Annotated in this window: 12 protein-coding genes; 11 read left to right on the top strand and 1 reads right to left on the bottom strand. The window is 51.7% G+C overall.

Features of this window, described 5'->3' with window-relative positions; translation table 11 throughout:
- The first annotated feature begins 176 nt into the window (after nt 1–176).
- The 7 genes from H8B09_RS22580 (at nt 177) to H8B09_RS22550 (ending at nt 7289) form a co-directional block, all read left to right on the top strand.
- Nucleotides 177–1256 (top strand): Gfo/Idh/MocA family protein, encoded by a 1080-nt coding sequence (locus H8B09_RS22580; protein WP_191205849.1) that lies wholly within the window; start codon nt 177–179, stop codon nt 1254–1256.
- Between the two features lie 264 nt (nt 1257–1520).
- On the top strand, nt 1521–3143 hold the full coding sequence (locus H8B09_RS22575) for an ABC-F family ATP-binding cassette domain-containing protein (protein WP_191205848.1): 1623 nt from the start codon (nt 1521–1523) through the stop codon (nt 3141–3143).
- A gap of 166 nt (nt 3144–3309) precedes the next feature.
- Nucleotides 3310–3978, top strand: coding sequence for a zinc ribbon domain-containing protein (locus H8B09_RS22570; RefSeq protein ID WP_191205847.1), 669 nt, complete (start codon nt 3310–3312; stop codon nt 3976–3978).
- Between the two features lie 138 nt (nt 3979–4116).
- Nucleotides 4117–4461, top strand: a complete 345-nt coding sequence (locus H8B09_RS22565; protein WP_191205846.1) for a hypothetical protein — start codon at nt 4117–4119, stop codon at nt 4459–4461.
- Between the two features lie 14 nt (nt 4462–4475).
- Entirely contained in the window at nt 4476–4634 is a 159-nt protein-coding gene (locus tag H8B09_RS22560) for a hypothetical protein (protein WP_191205845.1), read from the top strand.
- 246 nt (nt 4635–4880) lie between these two features.
- Nucleotides 4881–5804, top strand: coding sequence for a cation diffusion facilitator family transporter (locus H8B09_RS22555; RefSeq protein ID WP_191205844.1), 924 nt, complete (start codon nt 4881–4883; stop codon nt 5802–5804).
- Between the two features lie 399 nt (nt 5805–6203).
- Nucleotides 6204–7289 carry a C40 family peptidase gene (locus tag H8B09_RS22550; protein WP_191205843.1) on the top strand — a complete coding sequence of 362 codons (1086 nt, stop codon included), beginning with the start codon at nt 6204–6206 and terminating at the stop codon, nt 7287–7289.
- 247 nt (nt 7290–7536) lie between these two features.
- Here the strand turns inward: H8B09_RS22550 and H8B09_RS22545 are convergent, their stop codons facing one another.
- Nucleotides 7537–8460 (bottom strand): helix-turn-helix domain-containing protein, encoded by a 924-nt coding sequence (locus tag H8B09_RS22545; RefSeq protein ID WP_318152710.1) that lies wholly within the window; start codon nt 8458–8460, stop codon nt 7537–7539.
- 159 nt (nt 8461–8619) lie between these two features.
- On the opposite strand from H8B09_RS22545, the gene yicI reads away from it, so the two are divergent.
- From yicI to H8B09_RS22525, 4 genes are all read left to right on the top strand, one after another.
- Nucleotides 8620–10944: an alpha-xylosidase gene (yicI, locus tag H8B09_RS22540; protein ID WP_191205842.1), complete on the top strand. Its 2325-nt coding sequence runs from the start codon at nt 8620–8622 to the stop codon at nt 10942–10944.
- 328 nt (nt 10945–11272) lie between these two features.
- Entirely contained in the window at nt 11273–13099 is a 1827-nt protein-coding gene (locus H8B09_RS22535) for a sensor histidine kinase (RefSeq protein ID WP_191205841.1), read from the top strand.
- Nucleotides 13092–14762, top strand: coding sequence for a response regulator transcription factor (locus tag H8B09_RS22530; protein WP_191205840.1), 1671 nt, complete (start codon nt 13092–13094; stop codon nt 14760–14762). The genes H8B09_RS22535 and H8B09_RS22530 overlap by 8 nt, the downstream gene beginning before the upstream one ends.
- A 275-nt stretch (nt 14763–15037) precedes the next feature.
- Nucleotides 15038–16312 (top strand): ABC transporter substrate-binding protein, encoded by a 1275-nt coding sequence (locus H8B09_RS22525; protein WP_191205839.1) that lies wholly within the window; start codon nt 15038–15040, stop codon nt 16310–16312.
- Nucleotides 16313–16373: the final 61 nt, after the last annotated feature.

The following is a 16373-nucleotide window of genomic DNA, read 5'->3' as shown; positions in this document are numbered from 1 at the left end:
CATGAGTAGTTTACCCGATCTTGAGTTGGGATGCGAACGGATCATATCGACGAACTTTTGATAATAAAGTAAATAACGCAGCAAATTCGGACAAAACAACACCAATTAGGCGCAGTGCAACCGTTTGCTTCATAAGGTTATAATAAACGTATATTCCAAATCGGAGGCATACAACTATGACGATTAATTCTCCATCCCGTATTCGTTTCGGCATTATCGGTGCTGGTGCAATCGGCGCCGTTCATATGGAAACCTTGAATAAGTTGGGCGACGTGGCAGAGCTTAGCGCTGTAACCGACACGTATTTGCCGCTAGCGGAGAAACGTGCAGAAGAACATTCGATCAAGACCGTACACGTGTCTCCAGAAGCACTGATCGCTGATCCTGACATCGATGCGGTTGTCGTTGCAGTGCCGAACCAGTTCCACGCACCTCTGACGATTGCTGCCTTGGAAGCGGGTAAGCATGTGCTGCTCGAGAAGCCGATGGCGATCAGCTCGGCGAAGGCGAAAGAGATCGTCGATGCCCAGCGGCGTACGGGCAAGACGGTCATGATTGCGCAGCAAATGCGCTTCACGGGTCTGGCCCGCGCAGTGAAAGCCTTGATCGATGATGGCGCTCTCGGACGTATTTACAACATTAAGACGGGTTGGCTCCGCAAAAAAGGGATCCCGGGCTGGGGCTCCTGGTTCACCCAAATGGACATGGCTGGCGGCGGTCCGCTGATCGATATCGGCGTTCATATGCTCGACCTGTCGCTGCATTTCGTTGATAGCCCGAAGCCGGTATCCGTATTCGGCACGACTTATTCCGAGTTCGGTCCGCATAAGCGCGGCATTGGCACTTGGGGGACGCCGAACTGGGACGGCAAGTATGACGTTGAAGACTTGGCTACGGCGCTTATCAAGCTGGACAACGGAGCAACGCTGTCACTCGACGTTAGCTGGGCAGCGCATGCTGCGGATCTGACCGATGAGCCGTTTATTCATTTGATGGGTACGGAAGCGGGCGTATCGATCATTGGCAATGCGGCGACGCTTGTGAAGCACGAGAACGATGAAGTGGTGAAGCAGGCAATCGAGCCGTTGGACAGCGTTAATGAGCGTGAGCTGGTTGCGAGACATTTTATCACGTCTATCCAAGAAGGTACGATGCCGATTTCGTCCGTTATTACGGGCTATACGAACAATCGGATTCTGGATGCCATCTACGAATCGTCGGCCAACGGCGGCGAAGTGAAGCTTAGCTGGGACTAAGCGGCATCTATTATATGCATGTCATCCATAGCTTTCTGGCTGAGCAGTCGGCTGGAAAGCTTTTTTTGATTAGCATGATCCTGTTGCTGGCTGGAATTCCCTGGATGATAATGGACGCAGACAGAGACGGAGGGGGAGAGATGAACAAGTTTAATAACAAATTTGCAAAAGAACAGTTTATCCCAATCGCACTCGTTATGACGAACGAGCGTTTCTGTGCTATAATAACCTGATGAACACGTTTGAGAGGACGGGATTAAATCAATGATAAGCACGACTGGCGTATCGCTTCGTTATGGTAAGCGACCGCTCTTCGAGGATGTTAATATTAAGTTTACACCAGGTAACTGCTACGGTCTGATCGGCGCGAATGGCGCTGGTAAGTCGACGTTCCTTAAAATTCTATCCGGCGAGATCGAGCCTAATACAGGCGAAGTCCATATCGCTCCAGGCGAACGGATGGCGGTTCTGAAACAGAACCATTACGAATACGATGAGTTCCCAGTCATCGAGACGGTCATGATGGGCCATAAGCGCCTCTATGACGTTATGCAAGAGAAGAACGCGCTCTATGCGAAAGCTGAATTCACGGACGAGGATGGCATCCGCGCTGGTGAACTCGAAGCTGAATTCGCTGAGATGAACGGCTGGGAAGCAGAGTCCGAAGCGGCTGAGATGCTGAATGGCCTCGGTATCTTCACGGATCTCCACGACAAGCAAATGAAAGAACTCGGCGGCAACGAGAAAGTTCGCGTATTGCTCGCTCAGGCGCTATTCGGCAGCCCGAACATTCTGCTGCTCGATGAGCCTACCAACCACTTGGACATGGAATCGATCCACTGGCTCGAGAACTTCCTTTCGAGATTCGAAGGCACTGTAATCGTAGTCAGCCATGACCGTCACTTCTTGAACCAAGTATGTACGCACATCGCCGATATCGACTTTGGCAAAATCCAAATGTACGTCGGTAACTACGACTTCTGGTATGAGTCCAGCCAGCTGGCGCTCACGCTGCAACGCGACCAGAACAAGAAGAAGGAAGACAAGATCAAAGAACTGCAAGCGTTCATTCAGCGCTTCAGTGCGAATAAATCGAAGTCGAAGCAAGCGACGTCGCGTAAGAAGATGCTCGATAAGATCTCGCTCGACGACATCCGCCCTTCGAACCGCAAATATCCGTTCATCAACTTCAAGCCAGAGCGTGAAGCTGGTAAGCAACTGCTGCTAGTAGAAGGCTTGACGAAAACGATCGATGGCGAGAAAATTCTCGACAACCTGACGTTTACGGTGAACAAAGGCGACAAAATCGCACTCGTTGGTCCGAACGGTCTGGCGAAGACGGTACTGTACCAGATCATTATGGGTGAGCTTGAGCCGGATGAAGGCTCCTTCCAATGGGGCATTACGACGACGCAAGCATACTTCCCTAAAGATAACTCGGCTTACTTCGATGGCGTGGACCTGACGCTCGTTGACTGGCTCCGTCAATTCTCGAAGGATCAGGATGAGACGTTCATCCGCGGTTTCTTGGGCCGCATGCTCTTCGCGGGCGATGAAGGCATGAAGAAAGCAAGCGTATTGTCCGGTGGCGAGAAGGTTCGCTGCATGTTGTCCAAGATGATGCTGTCCGGTTCTAACGTACTCGTTATGGACGAACCAACGAACCACTTGGACCTCGAATCGATTACGGCGCTCAACAACGGTATGATCGACTTTGACGGTACGATGTTATTCACATCGCATGACCATCAGTTCGTTCAGACGGTAGCGAATCGTATCTTCGAGATTACACCGAACGGTCTGATCGACCGTACGATGTCTTACGACGAGTATCTGGAGAATGCGGATGTGCAGGCGATGCGCGCCCGTATGTACCCAGCTGAATAAGCTTAATCGTACGCGAAATGACCTCAAGTTCCACTGTGAAGTGGAGCGCGAGGTCTTTTTTCTGGAGGGGAGTCGGCTCCTTAACTCCTGAGAATGATGCAGGTTTGTGCAACCAGATTGAATGGCAGACGTAACGGTTATATGAAGAGAAAGGGAGGCGATACAGATGTCTATTTTCGACAAGATGAAGCAAGGTGCCTCGGATGCGGCCCGTAAAGCACAGCAAACGCTTGAGATCGCGAAGTTGAACGGTCAGAAGTCGTCGCGCGAGAAAGATATGAGCAAACTGTATTCGCAGATCGGAGAAGCCGTATTCGAAGCGCATCTGTCCGGGGAGCATGAAGCATCGGCAGAGGTCATTGAGGCTTGCTGCGAGAAGCTGCAGATTATGAAGCAAGAAATTGAAATGATTGATCTTAAGATTCAGGCGATCAAGCTGGAGAAAACCTGCGCTTGCGGCACGGTTGTCCCGCTGAACGCCAAGTTCTGTCCGGACTGCGGCACTCGTTTCGCAACGGAACAAGATCTGAAACCTGAGATGTCGAGCGGCGAAATTCGCGTCATCTGCCCGAACTGTGATACGGAGAACGAGCTGATGGCCCGCTACTGCACCGATTGCGGCCATGAGCTGGGCAAGATGAAGCCATCTTTGTCGAAGACGACCACGCAGGTTGTAGACCCTGAGCTGGAATCGTACGTAGATTCCGATCCGGTTGTGGAGACTTACGAAGAGAAGGACCGGGATTCGCAAGAGCAGGAGGATCAACTGAAGCGCCGCGAGGACAGCAACAATGGCGGCTGGGGCGGATTTACGTTCGATAAGTACGATAAATAGTAGTAACAGCTGTGAGAGACCTGCCCGGTAACGGGTGGGTCTATTTTTATTTTCTGTTAATTTATGTGTATGTTCGTTATAGTCTCAAGTGATTTTACAAATATTTGATACCTTTTAGAGTTACAGGGTAATACTAAAGTGTTTAAGATGGTCATACGAGGTGATGATGAAATACAGGGGTGTATAGCTCTGGAAATTAAAGAGGACCATATTTTTGTTCATCTGATCGAATCTGCTCCTCATAACTTCAAGGGTAAAATGTTTGACCTGATCGGTGAACATTTGTTGGGCTTTGCATGTAAGATTAGTGAGGAACTCGGATACGAAGGAGCTGTCGCTTTTCAGTCCAAAACAGGACCTAAATCTTTGCCCTTAATGAGATATTATGTTGGTCATAGGATTAGAGCAGATCATTTGGGTCATGGATATATGATTATTGATGGATCTTCAGCCAAACGTTTGATTATGATATACTCTACATAAGGGGTGACGAACATATGAACAAGAAAGATAATTTAATGAAATCTCTTGATGACGTTGCTCGTCTTGCTGGTGGATACGTAAAACAATCTCTCCCTGTCGATAATCCGGAACGAGACCGATTAATATCTGAGGCCCTCTCTAAACGTAAAACCGCACGTATTGAAAAAGTTTGAATATAGATAGTATTGATTAAGCCCATACCTCCTCGGTAATGGGCTGTTTCTCTTTACATAGAATACATTGGAGGGTACAACGGGTACTCCTATCCAATCAGTTATGATTGTTACCCATTTAGTTGAGCTTGGTCAAACTTGTTGCGCCTGGGTTAGGAAGGTTGAGGTTTGACAACAATGTTGCTCTAGACCCACACGATTGCCGTCAGGTATGATACCGTTATTGGAAATTTGGAGGTAATCGCTGTGACGAATGAAAGCCAATATGCGGAGATCAAGCAAGGGGAGAAAGGTGCCTGGATCAGCATCGGCGCCTATCTGGCATTGTCTGCTATTAAGCTTGTTGCGGGTTACTATTATGCCTCTCAGGCGCTTACAGCGGACGGCTTCAACAACTTGACGGATATTGTGGCGTCGACGGCAGTGCTAATTGGGCTGCGCATCTCGCAGAAGCCTCCGGATAAGGACCATCCGTATGGGCATTTTCGAGCGGAGACGATTGCGGCCCTTATTGCTTCGTTTATTATGGCGACGGTCGGCCTGCAGGTGCTGATTGATGCGGTCCGGGCATTGTTCCAAGGGACGGGCGAAGCGCCTAGTCTGACTTCAGCATGGGTTGCGGTCGCTGCGGCTGCAGCTATGATGTTCGTATATACGTATAACAAGAAGCTGGCCAGCCGAATCAACAACCAAGCGCTAATGGCCGCGGCCAAAGATAATCGATCTGACGCGCTTGTCAGTATTGGCGCAGCGGTCGGTATTTTTGGCGCGCAGCTGGGTTTTCCTTGGCTCGATACTGTTGCAGCATTCGCAGTTGGCATCATCATTTGCAAGACGGCGTGGGATATCTTCTACAGCTCGACTCATGCGCTAACGGATGGGTTCGACGAGAAGGAGTTAAACACACTACGGGGAACGATTGCGCGTACCCGAGGCGTTCGGGAAATCAAAGACATTAAAGCCCGCGTACACGGCAGCAATGTTCTGATTGACGTCATCATCACCGTTGACCCAACGCTGTCGATCGTAGAGAGTCATCGGATCAGCGACGAGATTGAGCAGCGGATGGAGCGCAAACACAACATTATGAGCGTTCATGTTCATATGGAGCCCTCTGAGCCAACGGTAGCATCTGTTGAACAGGAGGATCGAACGAATTCGATTGTCTAACATTAGTTCCATCATCAGCATGAGCCTGCCGCAAAACGCCACAGTAACGCATCGTTTGGAGTATGTAAATGTTTCCTGTGACGGCATCTTTTACGTCAGTTAGTTCGTATGGACTATATTGGGCAAACGCCCAATAAGACACCAATTATGAGACGATTTCAATGAATATTGCATGGTCAACGTCAAGCCAGTAGCAGAATATGAGAACGATGAGAAAAGCGCCCATTCGGCGCTTTTTATTTTGGCCCATAAGCGGTTAGATTCGACAAGGTTCGATATGCCTAGATTGGTAAAATCCACTTTGGGAAGAACGTCAGATGCTCGTCCTTTCGATCACCTCGTACAATGGGATTATATTTCCACACCACAACAAACAATCCTATGGAGGGAATCAAACCAATGCTTACTACTTCATGGAAGAAACCGCTCCTAACGGCTTCAATGGCAACAATGCTCGCATTTGGATCACTCCTCGTGCCGGCAGCAGACGTCTTCGCAGCGCAGGTCGGTACGGCAACTGTACAATCTGGCGTCAATATGCGCACCAGTCCATCCACTTCGGGCAGCATTATCCGAATGGTGAAGAAGGGTGAAAATCTGGTTGTACTTGAGAAGACGAATTCGTATTGGTACAAAGTTCAAGATAGCAGCGGTAAAATCGGCTATGTATCAACTTCAAGTGAATATTTGAACGTTACCTTGTCCAGCAGTGGCGGCAGCACGTCGACACCAGCAGGAACGACAACCGCGACGGTGCTGTATGGCGTTAATATGCGGACAAGCCCGTCAACATCGAGCAGCGTCATCCGGATGCTGAAGAAAGACGAGCCAGTCGTCGTGCTGGAGAAGACGAATGCCAGCTGGTATCGCGTTCAAGAAACGAACGGTCAAGTTGGTTACGTCTCTACCGACAGCAAATATTTGAAATTAAACGGCAGCGTGCCTTCGGGCAGCGGCACAGGTTCGACCGGTGGTTCATCCTCTAGCGGCGGCACATCCGGCGGTTCGTCCAGCGGTTCAACGAGTGAGGCGGACGCTTATCGTGCAGCACAGATCGAGAAAGTAATCGCAACGGGCATGAAGTACTTGGGTACGCCATATGAGTTTGGTTCGGATCGCAACACGACGACGACGTTCGACTGCTCCGATCTGTTCCGTCAGATGTACCTGGAAGGCATCGGCCTTAAGCTTCCTGCGGACTCCCGCGGCCAGGGCGAATACGTGAAGAGCAAAGGCAATGCCGTCTATGACTGGCATCAACTGAAGCGCGGCGACATTCTTGTATTCATGGATTACAAGGGCTCCAAGGCTTCCGACTACGCAGGTATCGATAAATCCAAGCAGCGTATCTCGCACGATGCGATTTACTTGGGTGACGGTCAGATTCTGCATACATATTCCAAAGAATCCGGCGGCGTGAAGATTAGCAGCATCGAAGGCACGCACTGGGAATACCGCTTCATCTATGGTGGCAGCGTCATCTAATTGTTGGACGAGCCATCGGAAGGCTAACGAACCACAGCGAGCTTATTCGGCGCAATAAGGGCACAATAAGGTGCTAACGAACTTGGGAACTCTTATTTGCTATAAAATAAGGCCTTCAGGCCGGATGCAGCATTAATAGAGCATACGAGGTTCGTTAGAAACTGCAGATCTCCGTATCAGCGTATTAATACTGTTGGAGTTCGTTAGAGGCTAGCAGGCGGTGCGCTAGAGTGCGCATCACTAGTCCTCAATCCATATCAGCAGCATCCAATTCACGAGACGACTCTTTCCGATATTCGGAAGGAGTCGTTTTGTGCTGTTTGCGAAACACTTTAATGAAATAACTGACATGCTCGAAGCCGACCTCGAGAGCGATGTCGGAGATTTTGCGGTCGGTGTCACGCAGCAGCTCAGCCGCACGGCGCACCCGGTAACTGTTCAAGTAGTCGATCGGCGTTTTGTGCGTCATCGATTTGAAGAAGCGGATGAACTGTCCCTCGCTCATCGGAACGAGATCGGCAAGCTCTCGAATGCGAAGCGGTCGGTCGTAGTGCTGCTGCATATGGACGATAATCGTCTTCAGCCGATCGATCTTGACGACTTCGGCAGCATTAATCGCAGAACGTTTGCGCCACTGACCGGCAGCGGCAATCTCGGAGAAAATAAGCAGCAGACGTCCCTTAAGCGCAGCCTCGAAACCGAGCGCTTGACGATCATAGGCTTCCATAATAGCGTGCAAATGATCGAGCACGGCCTGTCCCCATTCCGTGTCCGGTTTGATGTGCCTTGGAAGCGTGCGGCGTTTCTCTTGCAGCGGTGCAATGAAACCAGCCTGAACGGCGTCATAGCTTGCGCCAGCGAGCCACTGCGCATCGAATACGATTGCGCAGAAGATGCAGGGAGATCCATTATGCGAGTGTCCGGCGTGCATGTCGCCGCCGTCAATGTAGACGGCTTCGCCTGCGCGAACGATGAGGTAGTCGGTATCGATCTGGAACTGGACTTCGCCCTCCAGCACGCAGAAAAATTCAGCCTCCTGGTGCCAGTGTGTATCCAATATGGGCTCTCCAGCTTCCCGTTCAATCAAGTAGGTTGCCATGGGGAGCATCGCATCGCCGTGCAGGCGGTCCTCGCGTAACGTATTCTTGGCGTAGAGATCCATCGTTGGCATTCAGCCTTTCTGTCATGGATGAATAGGTAAGATCAGAATCGTGCTATAGTTACTCATAATTATGATAGTTAGACCGAATAGAAGTCAGTATAATACTACTATATACGTTAATACATGCAATTCCTATCCTATAATGCATCGAAAGGATGAAACCAAACCATGAAATTCCATGACGGTAACTGGCTTATTCGCGAAGGCTTTAACGTAAAAGCAGCTACTCAAGCGCATGAGGTAGAACGTAACGGCGACGATCTTACCGCTTATGTTTCTCCAATTCCGATTATGACCCGCGGCAACATGCTGGATACGCTGCAGTTCACGGTGAAATTCCATTCGCCGGCACCAGGCGTTATCGGCGTTAAGCTGATTCACTATGCAGGCGTTGTTGAGCGCGGACCGAAGTTCGAGCTGACGCCGCAATCGGCTGGCCACGTAACGATTACGGAAACAGAAGAAGAAACGATTCTGACGAGCGGCAACCTGAGCGCACACATTCGCAAAGGCGCGGAGTGGAGCGTTGCGTTCTACCGCGGCGGCGAACGTCTGACGGGCAGCGGCCCTCGTTCGATGGCCTATATTACAGAAGGCAAAGACCGCAGATGGCTGCGCGAAGAGCTGGATCTCGGCGTAGGCGAGTTCATCTACGGCCTTGGCGAGCGCTTCACGGCATTCGTTAAGAACGGACAAGTTGTCGACCTCTGGAACCAAGACGGCGGCACAAGCTCTGAACAGACTTACAAGAACATTCCGTTCTACGTTTCGAACAAAGGTTATGGCGTGTTCGTCAACCAGCCTGAACTCGTATCCTTCGAGGTTGGTTCGGAGAAAGTAAAGAAAGTGCAATTCAGCGTTGAAGGCGAATCGCTCGAATACTTCGTTATCGACGGTCCTTCGATCAAAGAAGTACTGGGCAGATATACGGATCTGACTGGCAAGCCAGCACTTCCTCCGGCATGGTCGTTCGGTCTGTGGCTGACGACTTCGTTCACGACGAACTACGACGAAGCTACGGTTAACTCTTTCGTAGAAGGCATGGCTGAGCGCGATCTGCCGCTGCACGTCTTCCACTTCGACTGCTTCTGGATGAAGGAATACCACTGGACGGACTTCAAATGGGATGAGCGTACGTTCCCGGACCCAGTCGGCATGCTGAAACGCCTGCACGAGAAAGGTCTGAAGATCTGCGTATGGATCAACCCTTATATCGCACAACGTTCGCGTCTGTTCGAAGAAGGCAAAGCAAACGGCTACCTCGTGAAACGTCCGAACGGCGACGTATGGCAGTGGGATCTGTGGCAGCCAGGTATGGCGCTCGTTGATTTCACGAACCCAGCAGCATGCGAATGGTATGCAGGCTACCTGCGTGACCTCGTGGACATGGGCGTAGACAGCTTCAAAACAGACTTCGGCGAGCGCATCCCGACGGATGTTGTATACCATGATGGCTCCGACCCTTACAAAATGCACAACTTCTACACGCAGCTGTACAACCAAGTTGTATTCAACGTGTTGGAAGAGAAGCTTGGCAAAGGCGAAGCAGCATTGTTCGCACGTTCGGCTACGGCTGGCGGTCAGAAGTTCCCTGTACACTGGGGCGGCGACTGCTACGCGGACTACGAGTCGATGGCAGAGAGCCTCCGCGGCGGCCTGTCGCTCGGTCTGTCCGGCTTCGGCTTCTGGAGCCATGATATCGGCGGCTTCGAGAACACGGCGCCTACGCACGTATTCAAACGCTGGCTGCAATTCGGCTTGCTCTCGAGCCACAGCCGTCTGCACGGTTCGAAGTCGTACCGGGTACCTTGGGCTTACGATCAAGAAGCAGTTGACGTTACGCGCTTCTACACGAAGCTTAAGAGCCGTCTGATGCCTTACCTGTTCGACACTGCAGGACAAGCGACTGAGCTTGGTGTGCCATCGCAACGCGCAATGGTCATCGAATTCCAGAACGATCCAACGACGGAATTCCTCGACCGCCAGTACATGCTCGGCGACAACCTGCTCGTGGCACCGATCTTCTCCGAGAGCGGCGACGTGCAATACTACCTGCCGCAAGGCGGTACGTGGACGCATGTGCTGAGCGGCGAGACGAAGCAACCAGGCTGGTACAAAGAAAACTACGGTTTCGACAGCCTGCCGCTGTTCGCGCGTCCGAACTCGATTATCGCATTTGGCGCGAACGAGCAGCGTCCGGACTATGACTATTCCAATGGTGTAGACTTCAATGTCTATGCATTGGAAGACGGTCGCACGGCTACAGCTACTGTTCGCGACATCAAAGGCGCTGTCGAGACGACAGTTTCCATCGCTCGCGAAGGCAAAACGATCACCGTAGCTCTGCAAGGCAGCGGCAAAGCATTCAGCGTAACGCTGAACAGCATTGGCGAGATTGCATCGGCAAGCGGCGCATCCGCAACGGTTGACGGAGACTCCGTGATCGTCCCTGCTGGCGAGAACAACGTGACGATCACGATTACGCTGGCTTAATGAAGGCGTAGTTTCAAGAATAGCAATAAGGAAGCCTCCAACTTCACGATAAGTGAGTTGGGGGCTTTTTTGCGGATAGCTGCAAGGCGGATTGTTTGGTCAAGTGCGCATTCGAGGGACGAGCAGGGAGTCCCGTTGTATTTTGTTAAGCGGAACCCCAGGTTTTCGTGTAAAATGGACCTCGGCCAACCGAGTTCTCGTAGACGCGCATCGAATTAGGGGCAGCAATAAGAGGTTCAAACACATCCCGTATAGCTGCAGGGTGCAGTTGGTAAATTACGTACATCATATACAACGATGCCGCTGAGTTCGCGAAAGGAGCATCACTATGCAAGCACTACTTAAGCGGCTGTGGGATCGGCCGGCGAAGCTGCGCAATCGGCTTATTTTCGTATTCTCGTGGATCGTATTGTTCATCGTACTCATTCCTACGCTTATTTCTTACCGCCAATCGACGCAGACGCTGAGGCAGCAATACATAGACAGCCACAGGCAGATCGTCAAGCTGATCCACGAGAACATCTCGAGCTATGCGGCGCAGATCGACGAGCTGTCCTTATCCCCGCGAAAGGACGAACAGTTCATGAACGCCCTTTACGGAGACAGCTATACCGAGCGAATGTACATACAGAATGAGCTGCGCAATCTGTTCTACTCGCGCAATGATATCGAGACGTTATCGATCTATACGCCGATCAACGGGTTGAACTACGTTGCCTCGCGATCCTTCGTTAACATTAAAGTAGAAGAGAATCCATCGATCTCGCATGAACCATGGTATCAGAAGGCAGCGTCCGGTCCGCGATTTCTAAGCATTGAACCGGGAGGAGTAACGGGGGAACTGACGAGCCATGGCGATCGACCTTTTCTCGTCTATCATCGCATGATCATTAACATCGCCGACCGCAAGCCGATCGCATCGGTATCTATTACGCTGAACCGTTCGGAGCTGGACAAAATCGCCTCGGAGCTCAGCGAAGACAGCGAGGCCATCGCAGGGCTGTTCAATGAAGAAGGCGCTTCGCTCGCGCTATGGGGAACCTGGTCGCAGCGACAGCTGGAAGCCGTTGCAGCAGCCTCCCTGCAGAGAGAGAAGCTGGATTTGGAGGCGAATCCGTCCGAACAATCCGTTCAGCAGAGCCTTCCTATTAGCGGCGTTCAGACGCTTCTGCTGTCCAATACATTGCCGAGAACGGGCTGGACGCTTGCTACGCTAACCCCGCAGAGCGTGCTGAAGAAAGATGCGGCCAAGGTTCGAACCTTCAACCTGATGCTCGGCATCGGCTTGTTCATCGTGTTCCTCATCATCGTGTCGATCGTCGCGAATGCAATCACCGGACGGTTGAAGCAGCTGTCCATTCGCATTGGGCGGCTCGGGGACGGCAATTTCAATGTCATTCCCGAGGTTGCCGGCAATGATGAGATTGCGGGTCTGTCGCGCAAATACAACCAAATGGTGCTCCGAATTGACGAGCTGATTCGCGAGAAATACGAGTCGCGTCTTAATGAGCGCAACGCCCAGCTGAAAGCGTTGGAGGCGCAGATCAACCCGCATTTTCTATATAATGCGCTGCAAGCCATATCGACGAAAGCGATTATGGGCAACAATATGGACATCTATGATATGGTGGAGGCGCTCGCTGCGGCACTTCGCTACGGGATCAAGGAGGCTGATATCGTCAAGCTGGAGGACGAGCTCGCTCACGTCGAGAACTACTTGATGATTCAGAAGGCGCGATTCGGAGAGCGGTTGAATGTAGAGTACGAGATCGCATCCGGCATCGGCCGCAGCGAGATTCCGAAGATGTCGCTTCAGATCTTGGTGGAAAATGCGATCAAACACGGCCTCGAGCAAATGTCTGAGCCCGCAACCATTCGGATCGAAGCTGCGGTTATCGGTCATTTCTTAACGTTCGCTGTGCACGACAATGGGCCCGGCATTACGCCGGAACGGCTAATGCAGGTGCGAGAACGTCTCGCGCGCGAGAACCTAGCGGAATACGGCGAAGGCATTGGCTTGAATAATGTTTATACGCGCATTCGGCTTATGTATGGGGAAGAAGCGCAGCTGCTGATCGACAGCCGACAAGGCGAGTGGACGAGCGTCGCGGTTCGGCTGCCGCTGACGGAGGAGGAGAACGAAACGAATGTATAAAGCGCTGCTAATTGACGATGAGCAACCCGCCATTCAGGCGCTGCGCGTACTGGGCCAATGGGAGTCGCACGGCATAGACACGATATTGGAAGCTTCCGATGGACGGCAAGGACTCGACATGTTGGTGATGCACAAGCCGGACATCGTCATGGTCGATATGAAAATGCCGCGTATGATGGGCACTGAATTTCTTGGAGAAGCGGTGCGTCTGCATCCCGATGCGAAGTATGTCGTCGTGAGCGGCTTCGATGATTTTCAGTATACGAAACAGGCGATTAAGGCTGGGGCGCTCGATTATTTGTTGAAGCCCATCAAGCGTCAGGAGCTTAATGGCGTTATCGAGCGGGCGGTTCAAGAGCTGCAGGCAGATGCCAATGCGAATCGCAAGAATATTGCGAGCGGCATTTTGTACAACATCTCCGCTCCGCTTCTTAAAGAGAAGCTGTTCGCCGATCTGATGGATAACAGCGGACGTTATCATCAGATGGAGGAGCTGGAGCATCTGCTGCACTTGGATGCGGAGAGGACGACGGCTATGCTCGGCGCGGTGCTCGTTCTTAATCTGGATGACGTATGTCAGAGGCGGTTCAAGGGAGACGCGGCGTCCTTCTATTATGCATTCACGAATGGGATGAATGAGTTGTGCGGCGAAGATGCATTCAGCTTCAAGCGAGCGAAGGGAGCACAGGAGATCGTCGTCGTGCTTCCGATGGCGGAAGGAGCGGGGAATGAGCAGCGGACGGCAGTTATTCGCCAGTTTCTTGCGGCATTGCACAAGCTTGGCGGAATGTTCGATACCGTCTGCGCAGCGGCAGTAAGCGAGGGCATCTATCGGCTGGATGCGTTGAATGCCGGTTATGAGGATGCGAGCCAGCAGCTTGAACAGGTGAATCTGCTGCAGCGCGCGGGCAAGGAGGAGCAGCTGGTTTATAACGAACAGCTGGGGCGCGACGCGGGAGAAGACGCGCGGAGGGAAACTTCCGTGCAGATTGCAGCCGCTATTTCACTGTTGACTCGCAAGGAACCGTTCCTCCAGGCGCTGGAGTCATCGGGCTTTCGTTACGCAGAGCAGCAGTTGGAGGAATATTGGCAGATGGTTCTCGCGGCGGCTGATTTTCCGATCGAGAGAGTGCGAATGTCCATCATTGAGCTGCGAATGCTTGCGGAAGGCGCGATCGACCGGTTCTCGGTATCAAGGGAGGAACGGCAGTCGATACTGATGAGCTTCGATAGCGTCCTAACGGGCAGGGTGTTTACCTGCGCTGCTCTCCATGAGATTACGATGAATTGGTTCCGCACATTATTTGATCGTTTGGCCGAGCGCGGGAAGCCTGATGACAAGCTGAGCCCGGACAAAATCAAAGCCTACATCGATGCGCATTACGCCGAGGATCTGTCCATTGCAACGTTCACGCGGCAGTATTTTGTAAGCAAGGAGCATTTGCTCCGCGTGTTCAAGGGGAAGTACGGCTTCGGCATACACGAATATACGACGAAGGTGCGAATGGAGCAGGCGAAGCGTCTGCTTGCGGACCCGGACGTTCGTATTCAATCGGTTGGCGAGCAGGTCGGCTTCGAGGATGTGAACTACTTCCGCAAGGCGTTCAAGAAGCATGTCGGACTATCGCCAAACGAGTATCGCGAGCAGAAGCTGAATTCATGAGAATGCTGGGGGACACCGTTAACGATTATAGTGCAATCATACCGAGCGGACAGTCTAAGCTTTCGGTATTTCCCAACATTTCCGCAATCACCCGTTAACCCCCGTTTGTGTGGTGCAAACGGGATTTTTGGCATGCCATTACTTGCGTACTGTCACTTTTTTACCCCTATTCGTGCACTTCTGTGCATTTCGGACATCCTCATCATTTGTTTTAATTAGTACATCGGCAGCGCACATTACAGATGCGATGCACATACAGAAGGGGGCTTCTTCTAATGAGCAGATTCAAACGTTTCGGTTCGTTGGCACTGGCTGCTACACTTACAGTTGGTCTGTTGTCGGCATGCGGATCGTCGAATAAAGATGAGGCAGCAGGCGATGGAAACAAAGACGTAACGATTAGCATTCTGCAATACGCTCCAGAGATGTCGGATGCGCTTCACGCGATGACAGATGCATACACCAAAGAACATCCGAATGTGAAATTCGATATTACGATTCACCAAGACGACTACTTCACGCTTCTGAAGACGCGCATTAACTCGGGCGATGTACCGGACATTTTCATGACGGGCGCTTATAACGATATCAGCACTTATCAAGACTACTCCTACGATATGACGAATGAGCCGTTTATGAAAAATATCGTCGATACAGCGAAGACAGGCGTAACGCTCGACGGTAAAGTGCTTGGCTTCCCGCTCGTGCTGCAAGCGCACTCGTTCATCTACAACAAAGACTTGTTCGCTCAAGCGGGCATCACGGAACTGCCGAAGACGCTCTCCGAGCTTGATGCCGCAGCGCAGAAGCTGAAGGACAAAGGCATTACCGCATTTGCTAACGGCTACAAGGAATGGTGGGTGCTTGAGCAGACGTTCACGCAGACGATGGCACCGGTTGGCGGCGACTATCAGCAGCTGTTCGCGGACATCAACGACAAGAAGAAGAAAGTCAGCGACATCCCAGATGCAATGAACATCTTCGACCTGCTCGATATTACGACCAAATACGGCAATGCGAAGCCGCTTGAAACGGACTTCAATACGCAAGTATCGCTGTTCGCGCAAGGCAAGGCAGCTATGATGCACCAAGGTACTTGGGCAGAGGACGCAGTACTCAAGCTGAACCCGAACATCAAGATGGGCTTCCTCGCAGGTCCAGTTGGTACAGATCCAGCTAAAGCCGGTCTGATGGTAGACTCCAACATCACGTACCGTGCGAATAAAGATTCGAAGAACCTTCAGGAAGTGCTTAAGTTCTTCGATTGGATGACGACGTCCGAAGCGGGCAAAAACTTCATCCCGGTCGGCACGAAGCAGATCTCGACGGTTGCAGGCGCTCCATTCCCGGAAGCGCAGCTGGCGAACGAGACGAACGAGTTCCTCAAGAACGGCGTTACGTACCCTTGGGTGAAAGGCTACTGGCCAGACGGCTACGAGCAGCAAGCGGGTCAAATTCTGCAGAAATACCTCGCAGGCGCACTCGACCGCGACGGTGCGAAGGCGGAGCTTGACAAGACTTGGAACAAGCTCGTAGACGCTAAGCAATAAGAGCAACTAAGCAGCATTTAAGCAACTGTTGATGCCGGAGCCGGAAGCGATAAGCGCAAGC

It is taken from the genome of Paenibacillus terricola, from assembly GCF_014779765.1.
In the GTDB taxonomy this organism is placed as follows: Bacteria; Bacillota; Bacilli; order Paenibacillales; family Paenibacillaceae; genus Paenibacillus_T; species Paenibacillus_T terricola.
The sequence above is the reverse complement of the archived record's forward strand: the minus strand, read 5'-3'. Positions and strand labels throughout refer to the sequence as shown.

Excerpts from the sequence above, each read along its gene's own strand:
- H8B09_RS22570 (WP_191205847.1), top strand. The coding sequence starts at position 3,310 with ATGTCTATTTTCGACAAGATGAAGCAAGGTGCCTCGGATGCGGCCCGT.
- H8B09_RS22580 (WP_191205849.1), top strand. The coding sequence starts at position 177 with ATGACGATTAATTCTCCATCCCGTATTCGTTTCGGCATTATCGGTGCT.
- H8B09_RS22530 (WP_191205840.1), top strand. The coding sequence starts at position 13,092 with ATGTATAAAGCGCTGCTAATTGACGATGAGCAACCCGCCATTCAGGCG.
- H8B09_RS22525 (WP_191205839.1), top strand. The coding sequence starts at position 15,038 with ATGAGCAGATTCAAACGTTTCGGTTCGTTGGCACTGGCTGCTACACTT.
- H8B09_RS22535 (WP_191205841.1), top strand. The coding sequence starts at position 11,273 with ATGCAAGCACTACTTAAGCGGCTGTGGGATCGGCCGGCGAAGCTGCGC.
- H8B09_RS22575 (WP_191205848.1), top strand. The coding sequence starts at position 1,521 with ATGATAAGCACGACTGGCGTATCGCTTCGTTATGGTAAGCGACCGCTC.
- H8B09_RS22545 (WP_318152710.1), bottom strand. The coding sequence starts at position 8,460 with ATGCCAACGATGGATCTCTACGCCAAGAATACGTTACGCGAGGACCGC.
- yicI (WP_191205842.1), top strand. The coding sequence starts at position 8,620 with ATGAAATTCCATGACGGTAACTGGCTTATTCGCGAAGGCTTTAACGTA.
- H8B09_RS22550 (WP_191205843.1), top strand. The coding sequence starts at position 6,204 with ATGCTTACTACTTCATGGAAGAAACCGCTCCTAACGGCTTCAATGGCA.
- H8B09_RS22560 (WP_191205845.1), top strand. The coding sequence starts at position 4,476 with ATGAACAAGAAAGATAATTTAATGAAATCTCTTGATGACGTTGCTCGT.